At 70.1% G+C, this 25,497-nt stretch carries 25 protein-coding genes, 1 pseudogene and 1 riboswitch; of the genes and pseudogenes, 8 read left to right on the forward strand and 18 right to left on the reverse strand.

The genetic code is table 11. The annotated features are described in order from the left end of the window. Both AB7U92_RS00680 and AB7U92_RS00685 read right to left on the reverse strand, forming a co-directional pair. Positions 1-211: dihydroneopterin aldolase (locus AB7U92_RS00680; protein ID WP_428573726.1), on the reverse strand; the 211-nt coding region annotated here is incomplete at its 3' end. Positions 212-213: 2 nt separating this feature from the next. After that, positions 214-984: an SDR family oxidoreductase gene (locus AB7U92_RS00685; protein WP_428573728.1), complete on the reverse strand. Its 771-nt coding sequence runs from the start codon at positions 982-984 to the stop codon at positions 214-216. A 19-nt stretch (positions 985-1,003) separates the two neighbouring features. Here AB7U92_RS00685 and AB7U92_RS00690 point away from each other — a divergent pair, with 19 nt between their 5' ends. Together AB7U92_RS00690 and AB7U92_RS00695 are read left to right on the forward strand one after the other, a co-directional pair. After that, the gene (locus AB7U92_RS00690) at positions 1,004-2,101 is read left to right on the forward strand and encodes a class I SAM-dependent methyltransferase (protein ID WP_428573730.1); all 1,098 of its coding nucleotides are present in this window, start codon (positions 1,004-1,006) and stop codon (positions 2,099-2,101) included. A 13-nt stretch (positions 2,102-2,114) separates the two neighbouring features. Next, positions 2,115-2,306 (forward strand): DUF2905 domain-containing protein, encoded by a 192-nt coding sequence (locus tag AB7U92_RS00695; RefSeq protein ID WP_428573732.1) that lies wholly within the window; start codon positions 2,115-2,117, stop codon positions 2,304-2,306. Positions 2,307-2,574: 268 nt separating this feature from the next. On the opposite strand, the gene AB7U92_RS00700 is transcribed toward AB7U92_RS00695, so the two are convergent. From AB7U92_RS00700 to AB7U92_RS00715, 4 genes are all read right to left on the reverse strand, one after another. Further along, the gene (locus AB7U92_RS00700) at positions 2,575-3,795 is read right to left on the reverse strand and encodes a multifunctional CCA addition/repair protein (RefSeq protein ID WP_428573734.1); all 1,221 of its coding nucleotides are present in this window, start codon (positions 3,793-3,795) and stop codon (positions 2,575-2,577) included. Between the two features lie 34 nt (positions 3,796-3,829). Continuing rightward, on the reverse strand, positions 3,830-4,510 hold the full coding sequence (locus tag AB7U92_RS00705) for a glutathione S-transferase family protein (RefSeq protein ID WP_428573736.1): 681 nt from the start codon (positions 4,508-4,510) through the stop codon (positions 3,830-3,832). Between the two features lie 102 nt (positions 4,511-4,612). Beyond that, complete coding sequence (locus AB7U92_RS00710) at positions 4,613-5,572, reverse strand: complex I NDUFA9 subunit family protein (RefSeq protein ID WP_428573738.1); 960 nt, start codon at positions 5,570-5,572, stop codon at positions 4,613-4,615. Between the two features lie 4 nt (positions 5,573-5,576). Beyond that, on the reverse strand, positions 5,577-7,619 hold the full coding sequence (locus AB7U92_RS00715) for a transglycosylase SLT domain-containing protein (protein ID WP_428573740.1): 2,043 nt from the start codon (positions 7,617-7,619) through the stop codon (positions 5,577-5,579). Positions 7,620-7,663: 44 nt separating this feature from the next. Between AB7U92_RS00715 and AB7U92_RS00720 the strand changes: the two genes are divergently transcribed. Then, on the forward strand, positions 7,664-8,233 hold the full coding sequence (locus AB7U92_RS00720) for a 5-formyltetrahydrofolate cyclo-ligase (protein ID WP_428573742.1): 570 nt from the start codon (positions 7,664-7,666) through the stop codon (positions 8,231-8,233). Here AB7U92_RS00720 and AB7U92_RS00725 read toward each other — a convergent pair. After that, positions 8,208-9,197 (reverse strand): LysR substrate-binding domain-containing protein, encoded by a 990-nt coding sequence (locus AB7U92_RS00725; RefSeq protein WP_428573744.1) that lies wholly within the window; start codon positions 9,195-9,197, stop codon positions 8,208-8,210. The two genes, AB7U92_RS00720 and AB7U92_RS00725, sit on opposite strands and share 26 nt — an antisense overlap. A 91-nt stretch (positions 9,198-9,288) precedes the next feature. Between AB7U92_RS00725 and AB7U92_RS00730 the strand changes: the two are divergent. Then, positions 9,289-9,435, forward strand: a pseudogene (locus AB7U92_RS00730) (hypothetical protein); the annotation flags it as partial. 98 nt (positions 9,436-9,533) lie between these two features. On the opposite strand, the gene AB7U92_RS00735 reads toward AB7U92_RS00730, so the two are convergent. Continuing rightward, positions 9,534-9,905, reverse strand: a complete 372-nt coding sequence (locus tag AB7U92_RS00735) for a TfoX/Sxy family protein (protein ID WP_428573746.1) — start codon at positions 9,903-9,905, stop codon at positions 9,534-9,536. Positions 9,906-9,951: 46 nt separating this feature from the next. Between AB7U92_RS00735 and AB7U92_RS00740 the strand changes: the two genes are divergently transcribed. Beyond that, the gene (locus tag AB7U92_RS00740) at positions 9,952-10,533 is read left to right on the forward strand and encodes a 5-formyltetrahydrofolate cyclo-ligase (protein ID WP_428573748.1); all 582 of its coding nucleotides are present in this window, start codon (positions 9,952-9,954) and stop codon (positions 10,531-10,533) included. A 111-nt stretch (positions 10,534-10,644) separates the two neighbouring features. Here AB7U92_RS00740 and AB7U92_RS00745 read toward each other — a convergent pair whose 3' ends face one another. The 4 genes from AB7U92_RS00745 to ahcY all read right to left on the reverse strand — a co-directional run bounded on the left by AB7U92_RS00745 (position 10,645) and on the right by ahcY (position 14,452). Beyond that, positions 10,645-11,250: an OmpW/AlkL family protein gene (locus AB7U92_RS00745; RefSeq protein ID WP_428573750.1), complete on the reverse strand. Its 606-nt coding sequence runs from the start codon at positions 11,248-11,250 to the stop codon at positions 10,645-10,647. Between the two features lie 143 nt (positions 11,251-11,393). Then, positions 11,394-12,242, reverse strand: coding sequence for a methylenetetrahydrofolate reductase [NAD(P)H] (gene metF, locus AB7U92_RS00750; protein ID WP_428573752.1), 849 nt, complete (start codon positions 12,240-12,242; stop codon positions 11,394-11,396). After that, positions 12,235-13,005 (reverse strand): TlyA family RNA methyltransferase, encoded by a 771-nt coding sequence (locus AB7U92_RS00755; protein ID WP_428573754.1) that lies wholly within the window; start codon positions 13,003-13,005, stop codon positions 12,235-12,237. Before AB7U92_RS00755 ends, metF begins: the two co-directional genes overlap by 8 nt. Positions 13,006-13,018: 13 nt before the next feature. Continuing rightward, the gene (gene ahcY / locus AB7U92_RS00760; RefSeq protein ID WP_428573756.1) at positions 13,019-14,452 is read right to left on the reverse strand and encodes an adenosylhomocysteinase; all 1,434 of its coding nucleotides are present in this window, start codon (positions 14,450-14,452) and stop codon (positions 13,019-13,021) included. A 78-nt stretch (positions 14,453-14,530) separates the two neighbouring features. Further along, positions 14,531-14,602, reverse strand: a riboswitch (S-adenosyl-L-homocysteine riboswitch). Between the two features lie 83 nt (positions 14,603-14,685). Here ahcY and AB7U92_RS00765 point away from each other — a divergent pair. The 3 genes from AB7U92_RS00765 to AB7U92_RS00775 are packed head-to-tail and all read left to right on the forward strand — an operon-like array spanning position 14,686 to position 18,417. Beyond that, positions 14,686-15,456, forward strand: coding sequence for a glucose 1-dehydrogenase (locus tag AB7U92_RS00765; protein WP_428573758.1), 771 nt, complete (start codon positions 14,686-14,688; stop codon positions 15,454-15,456). 2 nt (positions 15,457-15,458) lie between these two features. Continuing rightward, positions 15,459-16,370, forward strand: coding sequence for a DMT family transporter (locus AB7U92_RS00770; protein ID WP_428573760.1), 912 nt, complete (start codon positions 15,459-15,461; stop codon positions 16,368-16,370). A gap of 25 nt (positions 16,371-16,395) precedes the next feature. Continuing rightward, positions 16,396-18,417 (forward strand): TonB family protein, encoded by a 2,022-nt coding sequence (locus AB7U92_RS00775; RefSeq protein ID WP_428573762.1) that lies wholly within the window; start codon positions 16,396-16,398, stop codon positions 18,415-18,417. Between the two features lie 33 nt (positions 18,418-18,450). On the opposite strand, the gene AB7U92_RS00780 is transcribed toward AB7U92_RS00775, so the two are convergent. The 6 genes from AB7U92_RS00780 to AB7U92_RS00805 all read right to left on the reverse strand — a co-directional run bounded on the left by AB7U92_RS00780 (position 18,451) and on the right by AB7U92_RS00805 (position 25,438). Beyond that, entirely contained in the window at positions 18,451-20,181 is a 1,731-nt protein-coding gene (locus tag AB7U92_RS00780; protein WP_428573764.1) for an IlvD/Edd family dehydratase, read from the reverse strand. After that, positions 20,178-21,092: an NAD(P)-dependent oxidoreductase gene (locus tag AB7U92_RS00785; protein WP_428573766.1), complete on the reverse strand. Its 915-nt coding sequence runs from the start codon at positions 21,090-21,092 to the stop codon at positions 20,178-20,180. Before AB7U92_RS00785 ends, AB7U92_RS00780 begins: the two co-directional genes overlap by 4 nt. 4 nt (positions 21,093-21,096) lie before the next feature. Then, a complete protein-coding gene (locus tag AB7U92_RS00790) occupies positions 21,097-21,939 on the reverse strand; it encodes a carbohydrate ABC transporter permease (protein WP_428573796.1) in 843 nt (280 codons plus the stop codon). Between the two features lie 26 nt (positions 21,940-21,965). Further along, positions 21,966-22,871: a carbohydrate ABC transporter permease gene (locus tag AB7U92_RS00795; RefSeq protein WP_428573768.1), complete on the reverse strand. Its 906-nt coding sequence runs from the start codon at positions 22,869-22,871 to the stop codon at positions 21,966-21,968. A gap of 99 nt (positions 22,872-22,970) precedes the next feature. Further along, entirely contained in the window at positions 22,971-24,302 is a 1,332-nt protein-coding gene (locus tag AB7U92_RS00800) for an ABC transporter substrate-binding protein (RefSeq protein WP_428573770.1), read from the reverse strand. Between the two features lie 62 nt (positions 24,303-24,364). Continuing rightward, a complete protein-coding gene (locus AB7U92_RS00805) occupies positions 24,365-25,438 on the reverse strand; it encodes an ABC transporter ATP-binding protein (RefSeq protein ID WP_428573772.1) in 1,074 nt (357 codons plus the stop codon). Positions 25,439-25,497 lie beyond the last annotated feature (59 nt).

A 25,497-nucleotide genomic window follows, 5' to 3' on the forward strand; every position in this document is an offset into this window, starting at 1 on the left:
GGCGGATGAAGTCGTAGTCGACCACCTCGTCGAGCTCGTCGTGCTGCGGTGTCGACAGTGACAGCGGCACGTACAGGTCGACGTTGATCAGCACGCGCTGCTCACCCTGCTTCTCGAAGTCGTGCACGCCGATGTTCATGCGCACCTCGTAGTCGCGCAGGAAGAGGCGGCGGCAGTCCCGCAGGCTGGCGTGGTGGAGCAGGCTGTGCATGGTCAGTGGGGGCGGACGAGGAAGGCGACGTCGCGGGGCTGCGCGGCCAGATGCTGGCCGCCGTCGACGAGCAGCGTGGTGCCCGTCACTGCCTCGGCGCCGATCAGGTAGCGCACCGCCTGGGCGATGTCGGCCGGCGTGGACGAGCGGCGCAGCGGCGTCATGCGGTGCGCGGTTTCGAAGTCGGCATCGCTCATGTCGCCGGACAGCAGCGTCACGCCCGGCGACACGCCGCAGACCCGCAGCCGCGGCGCCAGCGCCTGCGCGAGCATCACCGTGGCGCTGTCCAGCGCGGCCTTGGACAGCGTGTAGGAGAGGAAGTCCGGATTCGGGTTGGCCAGCTTCTGGTCGAGCAGGTTGACCACGCAGCCCGTTGCATCACGCGCCAGCAGGTGCGTGTGCAGCGCGTGGGCGAGCAGGATCGGCGCCGCGGTGTTGACGCGCCAGTGCGCCTCCATCTCGGCGTGGCCGAAGCTCGCCGCATCGTCGTAGGCAAAGCGCGAGGCGTTGTTGACGACCGCGTCGAGGCGGCCGAAGGTCTCGGCCACCGCCGGCACGAGCGCGCGGCAGGCGGCTTCCTCGGCCAGGTCGGCGGCGAACGGCTCGGCGCGCACACCGAGGGCGCGCAGATCGGCCAGGCTGGCTTCCGACTCCGCCGACGGCTTGTGGCAATGCAGCGCCACGTCGTGCCCATGGGCGGCCAGGTCGAGCGCGATCGCCCGCCCGATGCGACGGGCGGCGCCGGTGACCAGCACGACGGGGCGGGAGGACATGGCTTCCTACAATGCGGCAATGCAACCGAACGAGGGCGACAGTGTATCGGCGGGCCTTGTGCGCCGCATTCGCGAGGCCATCGACGGTGCCGGTGGGTGGATCGCCTTCGACCGCTTCATGGCGATCGCGCTGTACGAGCCGGGCCTGGGCTACTACAGCCACGGCAGCCGCAAGTTCGGCGCGATGCCCGGTTCGGGCAGTGACTTCGTCACCGCGCCGGAACTCTCGCCGCTGTTCGGCCGTGCGCTGGCCCGCCAGGTGGCCCAGGCGCTGGAGGCCGCCGGCAGCACCGAGCTGTGGGAATTCGGCGCCGGCTCCGGTGCGCTGGCGGGGCAACTGCTCGAGGCGCTGGGCGACCGGGTGTCGCGCTACACCATCGTCGACCTGTCCGGCTCGCTGCGCGAGCGCCAGCGCGAGCGCCTGCGGGCCTTCGGCGAGAAGGTGAGCTGGGCCGATGAACTGCCCGAAGCGATGACCGGCGTGGTGATCGGCAACGAGGTGCTCGATGCCATGCCGGTGCAGCTGCTGCACTTCGATGGCGAGCAGTGGTTCGAACGCGGTGTGGCCGTGCAGGACGCGCGATTCGTCTGGTCCGACCGGCCCACCCCGTTGCGCCCGCCGGTGGAGGGCCCCTTCGTGCCGGGCACCGTCACCGAGATCCATCCGCAGGCGCAGGCCTTCGTCGCCACGCTGGCCGGCAAGCTCGTTCGCGGTGCGGCCTTCTTCATCGACTACGGCTTCCCTGAAGCGGAGTACTGGCATCCGCAGCGCCATGGCGGCACGCTGATGTGCCACCGAGCCCATCGCAGCGACGACGATCCGCTCGTCGACGTCGGCGAGAAGGACATCACCGCCCATGTCGACTTCACCGGCATCGCGCTGGCCGCGCAGGACGCCGGGCTGGACGTGATCGGCTACACCACGCAGGCGCGCTTCCTGATGAACTGCGGCATCCTCGAGATGCTGCAAGGCGCTGACGTACGCACCGTGGCCCACACCCAGAAGCTGCTCACCGAGCACGAGATGGGCGAGCTCTTCAAGGTGATCGGCCTGGCCCGCGGCATCGACATCGAACCGATCGGCTTCGCCCAGGGCGACCGTACCCACACCCTCTGAGCAAGGCACGCCCATGCGCTGGCTGATCGTCTTCCTGCTCGCCTTCGTGGTCTTCCAGGGCCTGGCGGGCTGGCTGCGCCGCATCGGCCTCGGGCGGCTGCCGGGCGACTTCAGCGTGCGCTGGCGCGGCCGCGAATGGCATTTCCCGGTGGCCAGCAGCCTGCTGCTCAGCCTGATCGCGATGGCGATCGGGGCGCTGATCTAGGGCCTATTCACACTACGGGAAGGCTCGCGCCGGGGTGGCCCAAGGCGCTGGGCAAGGCGCGGCGCGCCGCCCAGGCAGGTCGCCTGGGCCAGCGGCGCAACGCCGCCCAGCACCTTGGGGTACCCCGGCCCGCAGGGTGATCTCGGCAAACAGGCGCCCGCCGCGTTGCACGTCTTGCCCAGGCGGCCAGCCTGGGCTGCGCCGTGCGCCTTTCCGGCGCCTGTTTGCCGAGTCACGCGAGCCTCCCCGTAGTATGAACAGGCCCTGGTCAGATCGATTCCGCGATGGCCCGCACGCGGGCCTCGCGCACCGCGTCGCCGATCGCCGGGCCCCTCAGGCCGCGCGCGGCCGCTTCCGCGGCGATCGGCGCGGTGTCGACCGCCAGCGCCGCACGCAGGGCTGCGGCCAGCCGCTCGCGCTGCGGGTAGGGTTCGTCGTCCTTGCCGAGCCGGCCGCGCGCGTCGCATTCGCAGGCCAGCAGCAGGTCGTCGAAGCGCTGCGGCCGGCGCAGCGCGTCGCAGCGCTCCAGGAGGCGCAGCACGGCAGCCGCGTTCAGCTCGCCGCTGCGGTGCACGTTGCCATGCTCCATGGCCACGGCCTCGGCCAGTTCGCGGCAATCCGTCGGCACCTTCCAGCGCTCGCACAGCGTGCGTACCAGCTTGCGGCTGCGCATTTCGTGGCCGATGTGGCGCGGCAGCACGTCGGCGGGTGTCGTGCCCTTGCCGAGGTCGTGGCCCAGGCAGGCGAAACGCACCGCCAGGGTCGCACCGAGCCGTGCCGACATGTCGAGCACCATCATCAGGTGCACGCCGGTGTCGATCTCCGGGTGGTACTCGGGGCGCTGAGGCACGCCCCACAGCCGGTCGACCTCGGGCAGCAGCCGCGCCAGCGCGCCGCACTCGCGCAGCACCTCGAACATGCGGCTCGGCAGCGCCTCCATCAGCCCGCGCGCGAGTTCCTGCCAGACCCGCTCGGCCACCAGCGCGTCGACCTCGCCGGCCTCGACCATGCTGCGCATCAGCGCCAGCGTCTCCGGCGCGACCGAGAAGTCGTGAAAGCGCGCCGCGAAGCGCGCCAGCCGCAGGATGCGCACCGGATCTTCGGCGAAGGCCGGCGACACGTGGCGCAGCACCTTGTCGGCCAGGTCGCGCTGGCCGCCGTAGGGGTCGACCAGCGCGCCGTCCTCGCCGCGTGCCATCGCGTTGATGGTCAGGTCGCGCCGCGCGAGGTCGTCCTCCAGCGAGACCTCCGGCGCGGCGTGAAAGGCGAAGCCGTGGTAACCCGGCGCCGTCTTGCGCTCGGTACGCGCGAGCGCGTATTCCTCGTGGGTGTCGGGATGAAGGAAGACCGGGAAGTCGCGCCCGACCGGCTCGAAGCCGGCTTCCAGCATCTCGGCCGGCGTGCTGCCGACGACCACCCAGTCGCGGTCTCCCGACGCGCGGCCGAGCAGTTGATCGCGCACCGCGCCGCCGACCAGGTACACCTTCATGTGCCGGCAGTGTATGCGCCGCCCGGCCGCGGCTTCAGCGCTGCTTCCGGTACGGTTCCTCGAAGTCGAGGAAGTCCTTCTCGGCCAGCGCGTCCTGAACCCACGCGGCCACGCCGGGCAGGGCCTGCACGCGCGCCATGTAGGCCGTGATGGCCTCGGGCAGCGGCGGCGCGTAGGTGGTCAGTCGCATGACCACGGGCGCGAAGTAGGCGTCGGCGATGCTGAAGTCCCCGAACAGCATCGGCCCGCCGTGCTCGCGCAGCAGCTCGGTCCACATGGCGACGATGCGCTCCAGGTCGGCGCGCACGCCGGCCTGCTCGGCCATCACCTTCGCGCCGACTTCGGGCAGCCGCGCCTCGATGTTCATCGGGAAGTGGCTGCGCAGCGCCGAGAAGCCCGAATGCATCTCGGCGCAGACGCTGCGCGCGCGAGCGCGCGCCTTCGGGTCGGCCGGCCACAGCTGCTTGGCCGGGAAGCGCTCAGCCAGGGTCTCGGCGATGGCCAGCGTGTCCCACACCGCGAAGCCGTCGTCGATCAGCACCGGCACGCGGCCGGCGGGCGTGAGGCGGGCCAGCTGCCGCTTGAACGTGGAGTCGGGCGTGAACGCGTCGAAGCGCAGCATCACCTCCTCGAAAGGGATGCCGGCCTGCTTCATCAGCACCCAGGGGCGCATCGACCAGGACGAATAGTTCTTGTTGCCGATGTAGAGCTGCATGGCGGGCCTCCTTGTTCGTGGCTCGCCATGCTAGCCACGGCCGCGGTGGCCGTGGGTGAGCATCGTGCATCGCCGCGATGCGCGGCGCGCACGCGGCTCAGCTCAGCCGCGGCGGGCGCGGGCGCGGAAGGCGTCCAGCCGGGCCGGCCCCTGGCCGCGCGACAGGTAGCCGGGCGCGATGGCCGACATCGCCGCCGGGCGGATACCCAGCGCATCCAGCCCCGGCAGCGTGCCGCTGGCCACGTTGGGCACGGTCATCGAGGCCAGGTTGTCGCGCGAGATCAGCGGCTCGCCGGGCAGCAGCTCCATCAGCGTGGCCTGCAGCGCCGCGATGCCGCCGGGCAGGCCGATCACCGGCCGCTCGCAACCGGCCCAGCGGCCGGCGCTGCGCACGATGTCGCGCAGCGTCATCACCTCGGGGCCGGCGCATTCGTAGGTCTTGCCGATGGTGCCGTCGTCGTCGAGGCAGCGCACGATGGCCGCGGCCACGTCATCCACCCACACCGGCTGGTAGCGCGAGTCGGCGCCGGCCAGCGGGACGAACGGCGCGACCGCCTGCAGCGTGGCGAACAGGTTGAGCAGCTTGTCGCTGGCGCCGAAGATCAGCGAGGGGCGAAGCACGGTGAGATCCAGCCCCGCGCCGGCCAGCACCTTCTCGCCCTGCGCCTTGGAGCGCAGGTAGCGGCTCGGCGCGTTTTCCGCCACGCCGATGGCGCTGACGTGGATCAGCCGCTTCACGCCTGCCGTCTGGCAGGCCGCCGCGATGCGCCGCGGCAGCTCGACGTGCACCTGCTGGAAGCGGCGCTCGTCGCCCTGCAGCACGGCCACGAGGTTGATCACCGCGTCGCAGCCGGCCACCAGCCTGGCGAGTTGCGCCGCGTCGTGCACGTCGGCCTGCACCAGCTGCAGCGTGGGCAGCATCTGCAGGTGCTTGCCGCCGGCCAGGCGGCGCGTGGGCACCACGATGCGGCCACCGCCGCCACCGTTGCGCTCGACCAGCTTCTCGCACACGCTGCGGCCGACGAAGCCCGTGCCGCCGAGCACCAGGATGTTGGTCTTCATGGCGTCAGGGCAGGTTGGTGTCGGAGGCCGGCGCCGACGCTTCGCGCGGGCCGATCTTCGCGCCCAGCCGGGCTTTCAGCGACGGCGCAGGTGCGCCGGTGACGGCGGCGTAGACCGTGGCGTTGTGCAGCACCTTCTTGACGTAGTCGCGCGTCTCGTTGAAGGGGATGTTTTCCGCCCACACCACCGCGTCGAGCACCGGCCCCTCGCGCCAGCGGCGCGGCCGGTTCGGCCCGGCGTTGTAGGCCGCTGCCGCCATCGCCTGCGAGCCGCCGAAGTCGTCGAGCACCAGTTTCAGGTAGCTGGTGCCCAGGCGCAGGTTGGCGTCGCGATCGGTGAGCATGTCCTGCGTGTAGTCCAGGCCGATCTTGCGCGCCGTCCAGCGCGCGGTGGCCGGCATGATCTGCATCAGCCCCGAGGCGCCGACGTGCGAGCGCGCGTCGAGGATGAAGCGCGACTCCTGGCGGATCAGGCCGTAGACATAGCTCGGGTCCAGGCCGATCTCGCTGGCCTTGGCGATCACGTCTTTCCGGAAGGGCAGCGGGTAGCGCTGGTCGATGTCGATCTCCTCGCGCGTGCGGTCGCTGGTGTTGATGCAACGGTCCCACACCTGGGCGTCGCAGGCGCGCTGCGCGGCGGCCAGCAGGGCGCGGTCGCCCATGCCGCGCAACGAGAAATTCCACTCGCGCACGCCCTCGTTGCGCAGGCCGATCTCGATGAGCTGCAAGGCGCGCGTGAGTCCCGGGTGGGTGCGCGCGGCTTCGATCTCCTCGGCAGTCGGCGGCGCCGGCTTTGCGGGCAGGGCGAGCGGCTGGCCGAGATCCTCGGCGGCGAGCAGGCCGTAGAAGTTCAGCCGCCCGGCGATGCCGGCGAGCATCTCGCCGGCCATGACGCGCATGCCCTCGTCGTCCTGCGAGGCCGGCGCCAGCGCCTGCAGTGCGCGAGCCTTCCAGTAGACCCAGCCTGGGTCGCGCTGCTGCTCCGGCGTCATCGCGTTGATCGCCTGCATGACCTGCTGCCAGCGGCCGCGGCCGTCGTCGGCACGCAGCGCGGCACGAACCTTCCAGGCCAGCGTGTCGTCCGGCCAGTCGGGTTCGGCACCGCCGCGGCTGGCGCGCTGCGCGGCGCGCTGGAAATGCTCGGAGGCATCGGGCAGCAGCTTCAGCGCCGCCTGCTTGGCCACCGAGGCCCAGGCCCAGGCGGCCAGGTCGGGCGGCAGCGCCTTGTCCCAGCGGTCGTTGAGCTGGAAGGCGGCCGCGTCAGGGTCGCTGGAGGCCAGCCGCATCAGCGCCAGCGTGGCCAGCTCGGCGCCCGGGCGCGAGGCCGCCGAAGCGCTGCGCGCAAGGTAGCGCACCGCGCTGTCGCTCAATTCACCGACGCTGTTGCCGGCGGCGAGGCTGATCAGCGCCGCGGCCTGGCGCGCCGCGCGCGGGCGGTTGGCGTCGATCGCGAAGCGCGCCTTGCGCCACACCTCGGCGCTGCCGAACTTCTTCGCGTCGACCAGCGTGGCGGCCATCAGCGCGCAGCCGTCGTCGGCGTCGCGCTGCGCCAGCCACGTCGACAAGGCCTCGGCCTTGACGTCCTTGCCGGCCTGGTGGTCGAGCATCAGGGCGTAGCAGCGCACCTCGCGGTCGTCGTTCATGCGGAAGCGCGGGTACTCGACGGCAAAGTTGGCCCAGTCTCGCCGCTTGCCCAGCTCGAGCAGCCAATCGTTGCGCAGCCGGTCCTCGACGTAGGTGGCCGGCCAGCGGGCGTAGAAGGCGTCGAGCTCGGACTGCTGCGCCTCGGCGAGGCGGTTGGTCAGCTCGAAGTAGTCGGCCCATTGCGCGAGCGGATGGCCCGAGGCGATGGCCGCGGCGCGCGCCACCCTGAGGCCCTGGCCGTCCTTCTTGCGCAGCGCCTCGCGCGCCTCGAGGATGGCGCCGTCACCCGGCGCTGCCGAAGCCGTCAGTGGCATCGACAGGCTGGTGGCGAGCAGCGCCAGCAGCACGCCGCGCCGTGCCTCGGCCCTCGGAGCCCGCCCATATACTGCCTTGGCCTTCTGCATTCGATTCAACGTCTTTCCCGTTCTTCTTCACTGCCCGCGGCACCGTGAGCGCCCCACTCAGCCCCCGCGCCGAATTGCGCCGCGCCTTGCGCGAGCGGCGCCAGCAGTTCGCCCTTTCGGCCGACTATGCGGCGGCAGAGGCGGCGCTGGCGCGCCACTTGACGCAAGTCATCACTCAACTGGAGCCCCAGTGCCTGGGCCTCTACGTGTCCATACGATCCGAATTTAACGCAGTGGTTGCTTTGGCCGCCGACGCCTATTGCGACCAATTGCCATGGGCATTGCCGTTCTGCCGCCGCGAGCCGCGCGAGATGGACTACCGCCAGTGGGACCGGAGCGCCACCATGGTGCCCGACGAATGCGGCATCGCCAGCGCCGCCGGGCCGGTGGTGGTGCCCGACGTGGTGCTGGTGCCCTGCGTCGGCTACGCCGCCGGTGGCTACCGGCTCGGTTACGGCGGTGGCTATTTCGACCGCTACCTCGCCAAGCACCCGCACCTCACGACCGTGGGCGTGGCCTGGTCGTTCACCGAGCTGGGCGCGGAGCAGTTCAGCCCCCAGCCGCACGACATCCCGCTGACGCTGATCGTCACCGAGCGCGGCGTGGCGCCGTAGGCGCCGGCACGGCCTCGCCGCTGGCCGCGCAGGTCAGCGCCGCCTGGGCCTCGACCCAGTCGCAGAACTGACCCACCTCGGGCCGCGCGCGGCTGGCCGGCGAGACGATCAGCCAGTAGCAGTAAGGGCTGGTGATGCGCCCGGCCACGCCGAAGGGCTCGACCAGTTCGCCGCGCTCCAGCGCCTCGGCCACCAGCGCCACGCGGGCGAGCGCCACACCCTGGCCGGCCAGGGCCGCCTGCACCTGCTGGTAGGTGAAGTTGAGGTACAGCCATCGGCGCGGCTGCAGCGAGGGCTCGCCGTGCTGCACCAGCCAGTGCCGCCAGCTGAGGTATTCCGAACTCGCGCGGTGGTCGTCTTCCTCGGCCAGCGTGTGCTGCGCCAGGTCGGCGGGCCGCGACAGGGGCGGCGCCTCGCCGGCACGGATGCGCTCCATCAGCGTGCGGCTCACCGCCGGTGTCAGCGTCTCGCCGAACAGGCGCACCGCGCCCGCCGGTGCCTGGGCCGGGCTGCAGTAGCGAAGCGCGAGGTCGAGCTCGGGGTCGTCGAGGTCGGACAGCGCGTCGTGGGCGGAGACGCGGATGTCGATGTCCGGGTGCTCGCGCTGAAAGGCCTCGATGCGCGGCAGCAGCCACAGCGAAGCGAAGGAGGCGAAGGTCGCCACGCTGACACGCTGCCGCGTGCGCTTCTCGCGGATCTGCCGCACCGCGGCATCGAGCCGCGACAGCGCCGGCTCCACGGCCCGCAGCAGGATCTGCGCATCCTGTGTCGGCTCGACGTGGCGGGTGCCGCGCACGAACAGCGCGGCGCCGAGTTCGTCTTCCAGGCTCTTGATCTGCCGGCTCATGGCCGATTGGGTGAGGTACAGCTCCTCGGCGGCGGCGCTGAAGCTGGCCAGCCGGGCCACCGCCTCGAAGGCCCGCAGGTTGTTCAGCGTGAGCGGCCGGCGGCGTGGCGCATTCATATCAAAATCGCATGAATGGTGGATGCCGAACTCATTGGATCTTCCTCGTTGCAAGACTGATCATGGTAACCTGACTTGCAGGAGATTGATGATGAATTCGCAATCCCAACGGATCCTCTCGCTGGCCCCCGGCGAAGCCCGCCGGGTCGGCGCCGGCGCCGGGGAACTCACCGTGCTGCGCGGCCGCGTCTGGCTGACCGGCCGCTGCGGCCCCGCCGACGGCAGCGACGTCGTGCTGTCGCCGGGCGACTCGCTGCGCCTGGCCGATGCGCAAGGCGCGGTGATCGAGTCGTGGCGGCGCGGCGAAGGCGCCGAAGTGCGCTGGCAGCCGCGCGTTCAGCGCGCCGGCCTGGCCGGCTTCGCAGGCGCCTTCTTCGCGGCCCTGGCGCGCACGGCGGCCTCCAGTGCGAGCCGCGCCCAGGGCTGCATCAGCGCGGGCGACTCCATGGCGTCTTCCGGCGCGGTGAAGTAGCTCATCGTGACGGGCCTGCCCTTGCCGTCGTAGACGAAGGGTTCGCAGCCGGCGGCCTCGAAGCGGGCGCGGCTGCGATCGTCGGCCTTGAGGTAGAGGCGGCCGAAGGCGATCAGGGCGACGAAGAGATCGTCGACGTAGAAGCCGTGGCCGCCGAACATGCGCCGCGAGCGCACCGCACCCAGCGGCGCGAGCAGTTCACGGCAGTGGGCGGCGAGTTCGGAGTCGGCGGCCATGGCGCAGTCTTGCACAATGCGCTCCCCGCCGATCACTTCTCGCGCCATGACGCCCACCGACCGCGATGCCCTGCGCCAACGCCTCGTCGCCGCCCGCCAGGCCCTGCCCGACCGGCTCGAGCGCGCCGTGGCGCTGCAGAGCGTGCTGCGGGTCTGGCTGGTCGGCCGCCCCGAGAAGACCATCGGCGCCTACTGGCCGATCAAGGGCGAGTTCGATCCGCTGCCGGCGCTGTACCGCTGGACCGAAGGCGCGCCGGACGGCGTGGTGCGGCGTATCGGCCTGCCGGTGAAGGACCGCGACAGCGGCTCGCTGCGGTTCCACGTCTGGTACCCGGGCTGCCCGATGGAGCTCGATGCCTACGACATCCCCAAGCCCAAGGACACGGAAGAGTTCGTGCCCGAGCTGCTGGTGGTGCCCTGCCTGGGCTACGGCCCTGGCGGCGTCCGCCTGGGCTACGGCGGCGGCTTCTTCGACCGCACGCTGAAATCCATCTCGCCGCGGCCGGTGACCGTGGGGGTGAGCTACAGCCACGGCTTCCTGCCGCTGCTGCTGCCCACCGAGCAGGACTTCGTGCTCGACGCCATGCTCACCGAGGATGGCGTGAGCTGGCAGAAACCCCTGGTATGACGGCCCCTCGGCCGACGGGTACGCCGGCCGATCCCCCGAGGGAATGGCCGGCCGGCTTGGGAGCGGCCCGGCGCTCTGCCGGCCGCCGCCCTCGATCAGCTTCTGAACAGATCAGAAGCGGAAGCCGACACCCACGCCGACGAGCAGCGGGTCGACCTTGAAGTCGCCCAGGTCGGTGCCGCCGGCACTGACCGTCGTCTTGATCTGCACCTTCTTGACGTCGAGGTTCAGGTAGATGTTCTTCTGGATCTCGTAGTCGAAGCCGGCGCCGACCGCGAGGCCGAAGCTGTTCTTGTCGATCGAGACGCCGGCCGGCAGGTCGACGCTGGAGAAGCGGGTGTAGTTCAGGCCCGCGCCGACATAGGGCTTGAAGGCGCCGAGGTCGGTCACGTGGTACTGCACCGACAGGGTCGGCGGCAGGTGCTTGAGCGAGCCGATCTCGGTGCCGCCGGCCTTCACGGTGTGCTTCTGCGGATAGGTCAGCACCAGCTCCGCGGCGATGTTCGGCGTGAAGAAGTAGGAGATGTCGACTTCCGGGAACACCTTGTTATTCACCGTGAGATCGAGGCCCGTGCTGTCCTTGTTCGCGCTGTCGAGGCTGAGCGCGTGCACGCGCACCATCCACGGCGTGGCCTGCGCCTGGGCGAGCGTCGGGAAGGCGAGCCCGCCGGCGATGGCGAGGGCAAGGGCGGCGCGCTGGAAGGTCTGGGTGTTCATGGTCTTGTGTCCTGTCGAAGCGAGGGCTATTTCCTCGACGGGCATTTCAGACCTGCGCCCCGGTACCCCTGTTGCGGTGCATCAAGACCCCACAGGCGTTGTGACTATCGAGCAACGTGCCTTCCACCCACTCCTGACCCAGGTCAAACCGGGCGGGCGAGCCGCTTGCAGATGTCCAGCGCCAGCGCCGACTGGTTCAGCGTGTAGAAGTGGATGCTCGGCGCGCCGCCGGCGATCAGCCGCTCGCACAGCTGCGTCACCACGTCGAGGCCGAAGGCGCGGATCGACGCCGCATCGTCCATGAAGCCTTCCATCTTCATCGCGACCCAGCGCGGGATCTCGATGCCGTCGCGCTGCGCGAACTGCGCGATGCGCGCGTAGTTGTGGAAGGGCATGATGCCCGGCACGATCGGCACCGTCACACCCAGCGCGCGCGCCTCCGCGACGAAGTGGAAGTAGGCATCGGCGTTGAAGAAGAACTGCGTGATCGCGGCGTCGGCGCCGGCGCCGACCTTGTCGGCGAAATGCTGCAGGTCGCGCTTCGCGTAGCGCTGTTGCGGGTGCACCTCCGGATAGGCCGCCACCTCGATGTGCCAGTGGTTGGCCTCGGTCTCGCGGATGAAGCGCACCAGGTCGGCGGCGTAGCGGAATTCGCCGGCAGTGGCCGTGCCGCTGGGCAGGTCGCCGCGCAGCGCGACGAGGCGGCGGATGCCGCGCTCGCGATAGGTGGCCAGGATCTCGCGGATGCTCTCGCGCGTGGCGCCGATGCACGACAGGTGCGCTGCGGCCTCGTGGCCCATCGCGGCGATCTCGCTGACGGTGGACAGCGTCTTCTCGCGCGTCGAGCCGCCGGCGCCGTAGGTGACGCTGAAGAACTCCGGCTTCGTCGCCGCGAGCTCGGCCACCACGCCGCGCAGCTTCTCGCTGCCCACCGGCGTGTTGGGCGGGAAGAACTCGAAGCTCACCGGGATCGGGGTACGGATCTCATTCATGTTCTCTCTCCTGTGCGCCGCTGCTCGGGCGCGCCCTCACGAAGAATTCGCGGTTGCCGTCGCCGCCGGCGATGGGGCTGGCGAACCAGTCGGCCACTGCCAAGCCGCAGGCGGCGCAGGCCTCGCGGACACGTGCTTGCACCCGCGCGTAGGCCACCTCGTCGCGCACGATGCCGCCCTTGCCGATGTCGGCCGGCTGCAGCTCGAACTGCGGCTTGACCAGCATCAGCAACTCGCCGTCTACGGCCAGCAACGGGGCCAGCGCGGGCAGCACCAGCGTCATCGAGATGAACGACAGGTCGCCGACGATCAGGCCGAAGCGCGGGACCGGCAATGCCGTCGCGTCGAGGTGCCGCGCGTTGACGCCCTCCAGTGCCACCACCCGCGGGTCGTCGCGCAGCCGCTCGTGCAGCTGGCCGTGCCCCACGTCGATGCCGACCACCTTCGCCGCGCCGCGCGCCAGCAGCACGTCGGTGAAGCCGCCGGTGCTCTGGCCCACGTCGAGGCAGGTGCGCCCGGTCACGTCGATGCCGGTGTGCGACAGCGCCCCGTCGAGCTTGAGCCCGCCGCGCGACACCCAGCGCAGCTCGGCGTCGTCGGTGAGCTGCAGCTCGCAGCCCTCCGGCAGTTCGTCGCCCGCCTTGCGCGGCGCGGCCCAGCCCGCCGGCCCGAGCCAGCGCACCGCGCCCTGCGCGATCAGCCGCTGCGCGGCCGAACGCGAAGGCGCGAGACCGCGCTGCACCAGCAGCTGGTCCGCGCGCATGGCCTCGCCGCGATCAGTAGCGGTAGGTGTCGGGCTTGTACGGGCCCTGCTTGGGCACGCCGATGTAGGCGGCCTGCTCTTCCGTCAGCTCGGTCAGCTGTGCGTTGAGCGTCTTGAGCTGCAGGCGCGCGACCTTCTCGTCGAGGTGCTTGGGCAGCACGTAGACCTTGCCCACGTCGTAGGCGTCGGCATGCGTGAACAGCTCGATCTGGGCGATCGTCTGGTTCGCGAACGACGAGCTCATCACGTAGCTCGGGTGGCCGGTGGCGCAGCCGAGGTTCACCAGCCGCCCCTTGGCCAGCATGATGATGCGCTTGCCGTCGGGGAAGATGATGTGGTCGACCTGCGGCTTGATCTCTTCCCACTGGTACTTCTCGACCGAGGCGATGTCGATCTCGTTGTCGAAGTGGCCGATGTTGCAGACGATGGCGTTGTGCTTCATCGCCTTCATGTGCTCGTGGGTGATCACGCCCTTGTTGCCGGTGGCGGTGACGAAGATGTCGGCCTTGTCGGCGGCCCAGTCCATGGTCACGACGCGGAAGCCCTCCATCGCGGCCTGCAGCGCGTTGATCGGGTCGATCTCGGTCACCCACACCTGCGCCGACAGGGCGCGCAGCGCCTGCGCAGAGCCCTTGCCCACGTCGCCGTAGCCCGCCACCACGGCGATCTTGCCGGCGATCATCACGTCGGTGGCGCGCTTGATGCCGTCGACCAGGCTCTCGCGGCAGCCGTACAGGTTGTCGAACTTCGACTTGGTCACCGAGTCGTTGACGTTGATGGCGCGGAACAGCAGCGTGCCCTTGACCGACATCTCGTTGAGGCGGTGCACGCCGGTGGTGGTCTCTTCGGTCACGCCGATGATCTGGGCGGCCTTGCGCGAGTACCAGATCGGGTCGACGGCCAGCTTGGCCTTGATGGCGGCGAACAGTTCGCGTTCTTCCTCGCTGCCCGGGTTGGCGATCACCGAGGCGTCCTTCTCGGCGCGCTTGCCCAGGTGCATCAGCAGCGTGGCGTCGCCGCCGTCGTCGAGGATCATGTTCGGGCCTTCGTTCTCGGCGCCCTTCGGGCCGAACTCGAAGATGCGGTGGGTGTAGTCCCAGTAGTCCTTCAGCGTCTCGCCCTTGTAGGCGAACACCGGCGTGCCGGCGGCCACCAGCGCGGCGGCGGCGTGGTCCTGCGTGCTGAAGATGTTGCACGAGGCCCAGCGCACCTCGGCGCCCAGCGCCTGCAGCGTTTCCACCAGCACGGCGGTCTGGATGGTCATGTGCAGCGAACCGGTGATGCGCGCGCCCTTCAGGGGCTGGCTCTTGGCGTACTCCTCGCGGATCGCCATCAGCGCCGGCATCTCGGTTTCGGCGATCTTGAGTTCCTTGCGGCCCCAGTCGGCGAGCGACAGGTCGGCAATGGCGTACTGGTCGTTGTGCAAAGGCTTGAGAACAGCGTTCATGGTGAGCTCCAGAATCGATGGAACCCGCAGCACGCAGGAAGGGAGGCCTTGACCGAACTCACCCACGAGACGTGACCGTGCGGGTGAGCGCCGTTGCAGTAGAAGTTTCCGAGCCTGGGGCCTGGCGGCCTTGCAACGCTCCTCGGAACAGGCGGCATTCTATCAGCGAGGGGCAGACGCCGGCGGGCCGGCGGTGCGAGACTCGCGGGGTTTTCACGGTTCATCATCGCTTCATGAATGTTCTCGACAGCTTCCGGCTCGACGGTCGTCTCGCCGTGGTAACCGGCTCCTCGGCCGGCCTCGGCCTCGCCCTGGCGCGCGGCCTGGCCCAGGCCGGCGCGCGCGTGGTGCTCAACGGCCGGGATCCGGAGCGCCTGGCCGCGGCGCGTGATGCGCTGCGCGAGGAGGGCCTGGCCGTCGAGGCGCGGGGCTTCGACGTCGCCGATCGCGCCGCGGTGGATGCCGCCGTCGACGCCATCGAGCGCGAGCTCGGCCCGATCGAGATCCTCGTCAACAACGCCGGCATCCAGCGGCGCGCACCCTTCGTCGACTTCGCGGAGGCCGACTGGGACGAACTCATGCGCACCAACCTCGACGCCGTCTTCCACGTGGCGCAGTCGGTGTCGCGCCGCATGATGCCGCGCGGCCGCGGCCGCATCATCAACATCTGCTCGGTGATGAGCGAACTGGGCCGCCCGGGCATCGTGCCCTACACCGCCAGCAAGGGCGCCGTGAAGATGCTCACCAAGGGCATGGCCGCCGACCTCGGCCCCTCGGGCATCAACGTCAACGGCATCGGGCCGGGTTATTTCAAGACGGAGCTCAACCGCAAGCTGATCGACGATGCCGCCTTCAGCGGCTGGCTGGTGGCGCGTACGCCGATGCGTCGCTGGGGCGAGGTGGAGGAACTCGCCGGCGCGGCGGTGTTCCTCGCCAGCGATGCGGCGCGTTTCGTCAACGGCCACATCCTCTACGTCGACGGCGGCCTCACGGCCAGCGTCTGACCGTGGCCGGCGACGCTCGGCCGGCGGCGCTCTCGACCGCCGCCTTCCTCACCCTGCTGCTGATCGCGCTGCTGATGGGCGCGAACCACGTGTCGGCGCGCGTGGCGTTCAATCACGGCGTGGACGTGGCCACGGCGGTGGTGTTCCGCAGCGCCGTGACGGCGCTGGTGGTGGGCGCGATCATCGCCTGGCAGGGCGTGCCCTTGAGGTTGCAGGCGAAACACCGCCGCGCGTTGCCGGCCATCGGCGTGCTCATCGCCATCCAGAGCCTGTGCCTCTATTCCGCCGTGGCGAGGCTGCCGGTGGCGCTGGCGCTGCTGGCCTTCAACACCTACCCGCTGTGGACGGCGCTGTGGGCGCGCGTCGTCTACGCGCACCGCCCCGAGCGGCGGGTGCTGATCGCCATGCCGGTGATGCTGGCCGGCCTGGCACTGGCGCTCGACGTCTTCGGCGCCGCCTCCGGGCTGGGTGCCGCCGGGCAGTGGAGCCGCATCGGTGCCGGCGTGGCCTTCGCGCTCGGCGCGGCGGCGACCTTCGGCCTGGCGCTCGTCTTCACTCAGCACGAGGCGGGCGACCTCGACGGCCGCGTGCGTACCGCCGCCACGATGGGCCAGGTGGCGCTGCTCGCGCTGGCCGGCGTGGCGGTGCAGGGCGGCTTTCACCTGCCGGCCGATGCCACCGGCTGGGTGGGCCTGGCCGGCCTGACGCTGCTGTACGGCACCGGCTTCACCATCATGTTCACCGTGCTGCCGCGGCTGGGCGTGGTGGGCAACTCGGCGATCATGAACGTGGAGCCGATCTTCGCGCTGGTGCTGGCCTGGGCGATCCTCGATCAGGCCATCGCGCCCTCGCAGGTGGCCGGCGGCCTCATCGTGGTGGGCACCGTGATGTGGCTGGGTCTGCGGCGGCGCTAGGCCCGCGCCCGCGAGAATCGGCGTCATGGCCCGCATGAAGTCTTCCGGCGATCGCGACGCGGCGGCAAAGCCGCGCGCGGTCAGCGCGGGCCGGCGGCGCTCGACCGGGTGGCGGCTGTGGCGCCGGCTGCGCCGCGACCGCGAACTGGTGCGGGCGCTGCTGATCTCCGTCGTCGTGCACGTGGCCGTGGGCAGCCTGGCTTTCGGCGGCGACGAACACGGCTTGCCGGGCCTGCTGTTCCCGTGGCGCGAGCGGCGCGCGGAAGTGCCCGATCTGCACATCGTGCTCGTCAACCCGCCGCCTGTGCCTGCGGCACCCGCGCCACCGCCGGAGCCGGAACCGGCGATGCAGGCCAGTCTGGCGCCGCCGCCCGCACCGCTGCCGTCGCCCGCGGCAGCACCCGCACCGCCGGCGCCCGCGGCAGCACCCGCACCGCCGGCGCCCAGGAAGATCGCCCCTCGGCCCGCCCGCCGTGCCGTTGCGCCGCCTGCCCCGGCCAAGCCGTCGCCTCCCCCGGTGGAGGCGGCACCGGTGGCCGTGGCACAGGCCGAGGTGGTGGAGCCGGCCCCTCCAACGCCTGCACCGGCACCGCCGCCCGATCCGCTCCCGCCGTCTCCGCCACCGCCACCGCCGCTGCCCGCGGCTCCCCAGGCGCCAGCGCCGGAAGACGCCGCGCCCGTGGCGCTGGCCGTTCCGTTCTCGCCCACCTCGCCGGTGGTGGTGGCGCCGAGTGCCTCGGCGCCGGAGTCTGCGACGCCCTCCACGCGCGAGAACGACGCCTCGAAACTGGAAGAGGAGCGGAAGCAGGCAGAACGGGCCGAGATCGCCAGGCGCGACGCGGAGCGACTGGAGCAGCAGCGTCAGGCCGCCGAGCGCGAGGAGGCACAACGGCTGGAGCGCCTGCGCGCAGAGGCTGCGCTGGCCGAAGCCGCGCGGCAGGACGCCGAGCGCCAGGAAGCCCTGCGCCAGGCCGCGGCACGCGAGGAGGCGCAAAGGCTCGCGCGGCTGCGCGAAGAGGCCGCAGTGGCCGAAGCAGCACGACAGGACGCCGAACGCCAGGAAGCCCTGCGCCAGGCCGCGGCACGCGAGGAGGCGCAAAGGCTCGCGCGCCTGCGCGAAGAGGCCGCACTGGCCGAAGCAGCACGGCAGGACGCCGAACGCCAGGAAGCTCTGCGTCAGGCCACGGCGCGCGAGGAGGCACAAAGGCAGGAGCGCGCCCGCCAGGAGATGGCACGTGCCGAGGCAGCCCGGCAGGAGGCCGAACGCCAGGAGGCCATGCGCCAGGCCGCGGCGCGCGAGGAGGCGCAAAGGCAGGAGCGCGCCCGCCAGGAGATGGCACGTGCCGAGGCGGCCCGGCAGGAGGCCGAACGCCAGGAGGCCCTGCGCCAGGCCGCGGCGCGCGAGGAAGCGCTAAGGCAGGAACGCGTTCGCCTGGAGGCGGCACGTGCCGAAGCGGCTCGCCTGGACGCTGAGCGCCAGGAGTCCTTGCGACAAGCCGCGGCACGCGAGGAAGCCCGGCGGCAGGAGCAGGCGCGCCAGCAGGCCGCACGCATCGAGGCCGAGCAGGCCGAGGCGCAGCGTCGCGAAGCGGTGCTGCGCGCCATCGGCCGTCAACTCGACGAGGAGGCCGACCGTCGCGACGCAGCCGCAGCGGCAGCCCGTTCCACCCCATCGCTTCCGCTGTCGCTGAGCACCGCCCGGCGGGTGAGGCTCTGGGGCCGCAGCGACCCCAACGTCGAACTCGTGCGCTATGCCGAGGACTGGGCGCGCAAGATCCAGTTCAACACTCTGCCGGACACCGTCCGCCCCGTGGCGAAGCGGCCCCATCGGCCGCCGATGGTGACGGTGGCGGTCCGCAGCGACGGATCGGTGGAGTCGGTGACCTTCGTGGTCTCCAGCGGGGTGCCGGAGGTCGACGAGGCGATCCGCCGCATCGTGGAGAACCTGCGGCCCTACCCGCCGTTCCCGCCATCGCTCGCCCGCGACTACGACGTGATCGAGATCCGCCGCAGCTGGTATTTCGACGACGCCGTGCGGCTGCAGTGAACTGAAACCATCATCATCGAGCCGCGCAGCGGCTCAATGGTTGTCCCGCGGCACGAACGAGCCGCGCTTGCCGACCAGGAAGTCGAGGTCGGCGCCCTCGTCGGCCTGCAGCACGTGGTCGATGTAGAGCTTCCAGTAGCCGCTTTGCAGCGGCGGCGTCGGCGGCGCCCAGGCGGCGCGGCGCTTCGCGAGTTCCTCGTCGCTCACGTGCAGGTGCAGCTTGCGCTTCGGCACGTCGAGCTCGATCAGGTCGCCGTTCTTCACCAGCGCGAGCGGGCCGCCGGCCGCCGCCTCGGGCGCGGTGTGCAGGACCACCGTGCCGTAGGCGGTTCCGCTCATGCGTGCGTCGCTGATGCGGACCATGTCGGTGATGCCCTTGCGCAGCACCTTGGGCGGCAGCGGCATGTTGCCGGTCTCGGCCATGCCGGGGTAGCCCTTGGGCCCGCAGTTCTTCAGCACCAGGATGCAGGTCTCGTCGACATCCAGGCTCTCGTCGTCGATGCGCTTGTGGAAGTCCTCGATGTCCTCGAACACCACGGCGCGGCCGGTATGCACCATCAGCTCGGGCGTGGCCGCGCTGGGCTTGATGACGGCGCCGCGCGGCGCGAGGTTGCCGCGCAGCACGGCGATGCCGGCCTGCTCCTTGAAGGGCTCCGCCATCGTCTTGATGACGGCCGGGTTGAAGTTCTGTGCCGAGGCCACGTTCTCGGCCACCGTCTTGCCGGTCACCGTCACGTGGTGGGCGTTCAGCGCCGGCAGGATCTCCTTCATCACCGCCGGCAGGCCGCCGGCGTAGCAGAAGTCCTCCATCAGGTATTGGCCGCTGGGCTGCAGGTTGAGGATGCACGGCATCTCGCTGGCCAGGCGGTCGAAGTCGTCGATGGTGAGATCCACGCCGATGCGCCGCGCGATCGCCACCAGGTGAATCACCGCGTTGGTCGAGCCGCCGATCGCGGCCAGCGTCTTGATCGCGTTCTCGAAGCCCTCGCGCGTCAGCACCTTCGACAGCAGCTGGTCCTCGTGCACCATCTGCACGATGCGGCGGCCGGCGTCGCGCGCCAGCACGTTGCGCCGGCCGTCCACCGCCGGGAAGGCGGCGTTGCCGGGCAGGCCGACGCCGAGGGATTCGACCATGCTGGCCATCGTCGAGGCCGTGCCCATGGTCATGCAGTGGCCGTGGCTGCGGTGCATGCAGCTCTCGGCCTCGAAGAAGTCCTGCAGCTTCAGCGTGCCGGCACGCACCTGCTCGCTCATGCTCCACACGCCGGTGCCCGAGCCCAGCGTCTGGCCGCGCCACTGGCCGTTGAGCATCGGCCCGCCGGAGACGCCGATGGTCGGCAGGTCGACGCTGGCCGCGCCCATCAGCAGGGAGGGCGTGGTCTTGTCGCAGCCCATCAGCAGCACCACGCCGTCGATCGGGTTGCCGCGGATGCTTTCCTCCACGTCCATCGACGCGAGGTTGCGATACAGCATCGCGGTGGGCCGCAGCAGCGTCTCGCCGAGGCTCATCACCGGGAACTCGAGCGGAAAGCCGCCGGCCTCGTAGACGCCGATCTTCACCTGCTCCGCCAGCGTGCGGAAATGCGAGTTGCAAGGCGTCAGCTCGCTGAAGGTGTTGCAGATGCCGATCACCGGCCGGCCGTCGAACTGGTCGTGCGGCACGCCCTTGCCCTTGACCCAGCTGCGGTAGACGAAGCCGTCGCGATCCTGGCGGCCGAACCACTGCTGCGAGCGCAGTTCGCTCGGCGCCTTCTTCTTGGTCATTGCTTGCTCCCGGCGGGCGGCAGCCCGTTCACTCCCGCGATGAAATCAGCCAGCATCGGCACGAAGCGCTCGCCCTGGCCGGCGGCTTCCATCGCCGCGAACATGTTCTTCACCTGCGGCTGCAGCAGGTTGACCGCGCCGGCCTCGTTGGCCATGGCCGACAGGTAGCGCATGTCCTTGTGGGCGTTGCTGATGGTGAAGCGGTGGGCGTTCTCGTCGCCGGCCAGCGTCCACTGCATGAAGGTGTCGTAGAAGGGGCTGCGCATGCGGCCCGAGCCGATCACGGCGTGGAACTGCTCGACGCTGAGCCCCGAACGGCGCGCGATCGCCAGTGCCTCGGAGAACAGCGCCGCATAGCCCATGGCGATGAAGTTGTTGACTAGCTTCATCTTGTGGCCCAGGCCCACCGGGCCGAGGTGCACCACGTTGCCGGCCCAGGCGCGCAGCACCGGCTCGATGCGCGCGAACACCTCGGGCGAGGCGCCGACCATGGTGTCGAGCGTGCCGGCTTCGGCCTCCTTGGGCGTGCGCGACAGCGGCGCGTCGACGAAGTGCACGCCCTTGGCCTTCGCTTCGTCGGCCAAGGCCAACGTCGACACCGGGTTGGAGGTCGAGCAGTCGATGATCACCGAGCCAGGCTTCGCGCCGGCGAGCAGGCCGTTCTCGCCGCGCATCGTCGTCTCCACCTGCGGTGAGCCGGTCACGCACAGGTGCACGATCTCGCACTGCGCGGCCAGCTCGCGCGGCGTGGCGGCCTCGCGCGCGCCGAGCGATTTCAGGTGCTCCACCGGCTCGCGCTTGCGGTGCCCCAGCACCACCAGCGGCCAGCCCTTGGTGACGAGGTTCTTCGCCATGCCGTGGCCCATCAGGCCCACGCCGACGAAGCCGACGGTCGGCTTGTTCGCGCTCACGGTGTCACTCCTTGACCGAGCCGGTCATGCCCGAGACGTAATGCTCGACGAAGAACGAGTAGACGAAGGCCACCGGCAGCGAGCCGAGCAGCGCACCGGCCATGAGAGACCCCCAGTGGTAGACGTCGCCTTCCACCAGCTCCGTCACCACACCGACCGGCACGGTCTTGTTCTCCGAGCTCGACACGAAGGTCAGCGCGTAGATGAACTCGTTCCAGCTGAGCGTGAAGGCGAAGATGCCCGCCGAGATCAGACCCGGTACGGCCAGCGGCAGGATGATCTTGACGAGGATCTGCCAGCGGCTCGCGCCGTCGATCAGCGCGCACTCCTCCAGCTCGAAGGGGATGGAGCGGAAGTAGCCCATCAGCAGCCAGGTGCAGAAGGGGATCAGGAAGGTCGGGTAGGCGAGGATCAACGCCATCTTGGTGTCGAACAGCCCGAGCTGGAAGATCACCGCCGACAGCGGGATGAACAGGATCGACGGCGGTACCAGGTAGGCCAGGAAGATCGCGCCGCCCACCGGCTTGGCGCCCGAGAAGCGCAACCGCTCGATCGCATACGCCGCCAGCACCGAGGCCACGATGGAGACGAAGGTCGACACGACGGACACCAGCACCGTGTTCCACAGCCACTCGGGGTAGGGCGTGTCGAAGATCAGCTTCTTGAAGTGGTCCAGCGTCGGCTTGATGACCCAGAACGGATTGCCCTCGCGCGACAGCAGCTCCTCGTTCGGCTTGAACGAGGTGACCACCATCCAGTAGAAGGGGAAGAGCATCACGAAGACGAAGATGCCCAGCGGAATGTAGGTGACCACCCAGCGTCGCGGCAGCGACTGCAGGTAGTCCATGCCTACCACATCATCGTTGGGCTGGCTCACTTGTCACCCCCTTGCTGCCACGCGCGGCGCTGCAGGCCGAAGTAGCTGAACATCACCGCCGCGAGCAGGAACGGCACCATCAGCGTGGCCAGCGCTGCGCCTTCGCCGAGCGAGCCGCCGGGGATGCCGCGCTGGAAGGCCAGCGTGGCCATCAGGTGCGTGGCGTTCAGCGGGCCGCCGCGCGTCAGCACGTAGATCAGCTGGAAGTCGGTGAAGGTGAACAGCACCGAGAAGGTCATCACCACCGCGATGATGGGCGTGAGCAGCGGCAGCGTCACGTGGCGGAACTGCTGCCAGGGTGTGGCGCCGTCGATCGCCGAGGCCTCGTAGTACGAGGGCGAGATGGTCTGCAGGCCGGCCAGCAGCGAGATCGCCACGAAGGGCACGCCGCGCCAGACGTTGGCGGCGATGGTCGACAGCCGTGCGTTCCACGGGTCGCCGAGGAAGTCGATGTAGTGGTCGATCCAGCCGAGCTGGGTGAGCACCCACGAGAACACCGAGAACTGCGCGTCGTACAGCCACCAGAAGGCGATCGCCGACAGGGCCGTCGGCACGATCCACGGCAGCAGCACGATGGCGCGGAAGAAGCTCTTGAACGGCAGGTTCTTGTTCAGGAGCAGCGCCAGCCACAGCCCGAGCGCGAACTTCAGGATGCTGGCCACCACCGTGTAGAAGAGGGTGTTGAACAGCGCCAGTTGCGTGACGCTGTCGCCCACCAGGTACTTGAAGTTCTCCAGCCCCACCCACTCGCCGGGCCGCCCGATCTTGGCGTCGGTGAAGCCCAGCCAGGTGCCCAACCCGAGCGGATAGGCCAGCAGGCCGAGCAGCAGCACGGCCGCCGGCAGCATGAAGGCCCAGCCCAGCGCGTTGCGGCTGTTCTGCAACTTCTCGAGAAGACTCATTCGTTCAGCCTCGATCCAGCGGCCGCCGCGGAACCGGCTTGGCCGGTCCGCTGGCGGCGCCCCCTGGGGGGAGCGCCGCAGGCGCTACGGGGGGTTATGTCAGAGCTTGTAGTAGCGCTTCGCCCGGGCTTCGGCGCGCTCGGCGGCTTCCTTCGGCGTCTTCGAGCCGCTGGAGGCCTCGGCCACCATGTCGAGCACGATGTAGTCCGCCATCGCCGCCGCCGAGGCGTAGCCCAGCGGCCCCTCGTGGCCATGGTCGAGCATGATCGAGGCGACGTCGCGGTAGGCGGTGTGCTTCGGATCCACCGTCCAGATCGGGTTCTTCTCGTAGGCCTTGAGCGGCTGCGAGACGTAGCCGATCGCCGACTGCATCCACGGGTTGTACTGCTCGCCTTCCATCAGGAAGCGCACCAGCTCCTTGGCGGCCTGCGGGTACTTGGTGTGCTTGAAGGTCATGAACTGCGTGATCTGCATCAGCTCGGTCGGCTTGCCCACCGGCCCGATCGGGAAGCGCGCGTGCTGGATGTCGGCCGCCAGCTCCTTGACCTTCGGATCCTGCGAGTTCTTCGCTGCGTAGTACACGGAGATGCCGTTGGCCGTCAGCGAGATCTGGCTGTCGATGAAGGCCTTGTTGTTGTTCGCGTCCTGCCACGACAGCGTGCCCGGCACGAAGGTGTCGTACAGCTGCTTGGCATACTCCAGCGCGGCAATGGTCTCGGGCGAATTGACGACCACGTTGCCGGCCTTGTCGACCAGCTTGCCGCCGTGCGACCACAGCAGCCAGTGCACCCAGTTGTTGCCGTCGCCCACCGCCTTGCCGAGCGCGAAGCCGGCCGGCGTGCCCTTGGCTTTCATCGCCTGGCAGAGCTTGAGGAAGCCGGCGGTGTCCTTCGGGATGCCGTCGAAGCCCGCGGCCTTGACGTGACTCTCCCGGTAGACGACGGCGTTGCCGACCACGCCCCAGGGGATCGAGATCCAGCGGTTGGTGCCGGCGCGCTGCGCATACTTGCGGCACACGTCGTACCAGCCGCCGTACTTCTTGCCGAGGTAGTCGGCCAGGTCGGTCATGTCGAGCAGCTTGTCGGGGTACTGGTGCGGGTCGTCGAACCAGCCGATGATGATGTCGGGGCCGCTGCCGATGTTGGCGGCCACCGCAGCCTTCGGGCGCACGTCTTCCCAGCCCTCGTTGTCGATGCGCACCTCGATGCCGGTCTTCTCGGTGAACTTCTTGATGTTGGCCATGAAGGCGTCTTCGTCGCCCTGCACGAAGCGCTTCCAGCGCAGCACGCGCAGCTTGGCGCCCTTCTCGGGCTTGTAGGCCAGGCTCTGCGCCTGGGCCATCGGCGTCCACAGCGCGCCGGTGCCGAAGGTGGCCGCGGCGGCCACGCCGGCCGAGCTCTCGAGGAATTTGCGACGGTTCTGGTCTTGCATGCCTGTCTCCTGGTGACTCCTGGGTTGAGGATGGCGGGTGAAGCCCGCTTCGGAAGAAAGCCTCAGGCCACGAGCCGTCGGCCTGACTGCGCGTCGAAGAGATGGGCCCGCGTGGTGTCGGGCTGCAGGTGGATGGTGCTGCCCGGCGCGAAGGCGTGGCGCTCGCGGAACACCACCGAGAGCTCGCTGCCGTGATGGCGGCAGGAGACGAAGGTGTCGGCGCCGGTGGGCTCGACCACCACCACCTGCGTCGGGATGCCGCTGCCGTTGGCCAGCATCAGGTGCTCGGGCCGCGTGCCGAAGATCACCGGCTGGCCGTCGTTGCCGGCGGCATCGGCCGGCGCGGGCAGGGCGGTGCCGTCGGCCAGCTGCACGGTGGCCTGGCCGCCGCTGCGGCGCAGCGTGCCGGGCAGGAAATTCATCGCCGGAGAGCCGATGAAGCCGGCCACGAAGGTGTTGGCCGGGCGGTCGTACAGCTCCAGCGGGCTGCCGGTCTGCTCGATGCGGCCGTCGCGCATCACCACGATCTGGTCGCCCATGGTCATCGCCTCGATCTGGTCGTGCGTGACGTAGATCGAGGTGGTCTTCAGGCGCTGGTGCAGTTCCTTCAGCTCGCTGCGCATCGCCACGCGCAGCTTGGCGTCGAGGTTGGACAGCGGCTCGTCGTAGAGGAACACTTGCGGGTCGCGCACGATCGCGCGGCCCATCGCCACGCGCTGGCGCTGGCCGCCGGAGAGCTGGCGCGGGAAGCGGTCGAGCAGCTGGTTCAGGCCGAGGATCTCGGCGGCGCGGCCGACCTTCTGCTCGATGGTGGCCTTGTCGCGCTTGGCCAGCATCAGCGAGAAGGCCATGTTGTCGCGCACCGTCATGTGCGGGTACAGCGCGTAGTTCTGGAACACCATCGCGATGTCGCGCTGCTTGGGCGGTACGTCGTTGACGCGGGTGTCGCCGATCAGGATGTCGCCGCCGCTGATGTGCTCCAGCCCGGCGATCATGCGCAGCAGGGTGGACTTGCCGCAACCCGAGGGGCCGACCAGCACGGTGAAGGAACCGTCGGGGATCTCGATGTCCACGCCATGCAGGATCTCGACGTCGCCGAAGCGCTTCTTCGCGCCCCGGATGCTCACGCTGGCCATGCCCTTTGTCCCCTTCTCGTCGCGCTTCGCGCTGTGCGTTGATCTGGCGCAAAGTTGTA

This window comes from Piscinibacter sp., from assembly GCF_050175855.1.
Classification (GTDB): domain Bacteria; phylum Pseudomonadota; class Gammaproteobacteria; order Burkholderiales; family Burkholderiaceae_C; genus Piscinibacter.

What these genes read in the sequence shown, in the direction of transcription:
- AB7U92_RS00795 (WP_428573768.1), bottom strand. Translation starts at nt 22,871, where the DNA reads ATGAGTCTTCTCGAGAAGTTGCAGAACAGCCGCAACGCGCTGGGCTGG.
- AB7U92_RS00755 (WP_428573754.1), bottom strand. Translation starts at nt 13,005, where the DNA reads ATGCGCGCGGACCAGCTGCTGGTGCAGCGCGGTCTCGCGCCTTCGCGT.
- ahcY (WP_428573756.1), bottom strand. Translation starts at nt 14,452, where the DNA reads ATGAACGCTGTTCTCAAGCCTTTGCACAACGACCAGTACGCCATTGCC.
- AB7U92_RS00790 (WP_428573796.1), bottom strand. Translation starts at nt 21,939, where the DNA reads ATGGACTACCTGCAGTCGCTGCCGCGACGCTGGGTGGTCACCTACATT.
- AB7U92_RS00690 (WP_428573730.1), top strand. Translation starts at nt 1,004, where the DNA reads ATGCAACCGAACGAGGGCGACAGTGTATCGGCGGGCCTTGTGCGCCGC.
- AB7U92_RS00715 (WP_428573740.1), bottom strand. Translation starts at nt 7,619, where the DNA reads ATGCAGAAGGCCAAGGCAGTATATGGGCGGGCTCCGAGGGCCGAGGCA.
- metF (WP_428573752.1), bottom strand. Translation starts at nt 12,242, where the DNA reads ATGAATGAGATCCGTACCCCGATCCCGGTGAGCTTCGAGTTCTTCCCG.
- AB7U92_RS00775 (WP_428573762.1), top strand. Translation starts at nt 16,396, where the DNA reads ATGGCCCGCATGAAGTCTTCCGGCGATCGCGACGCGGCGGCAAAGCCG.
- AB7U92_RS00740 (WP_428573748.1), top strand. Translation starts at nt 9,952, where the DNA reads ATGACGCCCACCGACCGCGATGCCCTGCGCCAACGCCTCGTCGCCGCC.
- AB7U92_RS00695 (WP_428573732.1), top strand. Translation starts at nt 2,115, where the DNA reads ATGCGCTGGCTGATCGTCTTCCTGCTCGCCTTCGTGGTCTTCCAGGGC.
- AB7U92_RS00725 (WP_428573744.1), bottom strand. Translation starts at nt 9,197, where the DNA reads ATGAATGCGCCACGCCGCCGGCCGCTCACGCTGAACAACCTGCGGGCC.
- AB7U92_RS00705 (WP_428573736.1), bottom strand. Translation starts at nt 4,510, where the DNA reads ATGCAGCTCTACATCGGCAACAAGAACTATTCGTCCTGGTCGATGCGC.
- AB7U92_RS00765 (WP_428573758.1), top strand. Translation starts at nt 14,686, where the DNA reads ATGAATGTTCTCGACAGCTTCCGGCTCGACGGTCGTCTCGCCGTGGTA.
- AB7U92_RS00800 (WP_428573770.1), bottom strand. Translation starts at nt 24,302, where the DNA reads ATGCAAGACCAGAACCGTCGCAAATTCCTCGAGAGCTCGGCCGGCGTG.
- AB7U92_RS00685 (WP_428573728.1), bottom strand. Translation starts at nt 984, where the DNA reads ATGTCCTCCCGCCCCGTCGTGCTGGTCACCGGCGCCGCCCGTCGCATC.
- AB7U92_RS00745 (WP_428573750.1), bottom strand. Translation starts at nt 11,250, where the DNA reads ATGAACACCCAGACCTTCCAGCGCGCCGCCCTTGCCCTCGCCATCGCC.
- AB7U92_RS00780 (WP_428573764.1), bottom strand. Translation starts at nt 20,181, where the DNA reads ATGACCAAGAAGAAGGCGCCGAGCGAACTGCGCTCGCAGCAGTGGTTC.
- AB7U92_RS00700 (WP_428573734.1), bottom strand. Translation starts at nt 3,795, where the DNA reads ATGAAGGTGTACCTGGTCGGCGGCGCGGTGCGCGATCAACTGCTCGGC.
- AB7U92_RS00710 (WP_428573738.1), bottom strand. Translation starts at nt 5,572, where the DNA reads ATGAAGACCAACATCCTGGTGCTCGGCGGCACGGGCTTCGTCGGCCGC.
- AB7U92_RS00805 (WP_428573772.1), bottom strand. Translation starts at nt 25,438, where the DNA reads ATGGCCAGCGTGAGCATCCGGGGCGCGAAGAAGCGCTTCGGCGACGTC.
- AB7U92_RS00735 (WP_428573746.1), bottom strand. Translation starts at nt 9,905, where the DNA reads ATGGCCGCCGACTCCGAACTCGCCGCCCACTGCCGTGAACTGCTCGCG.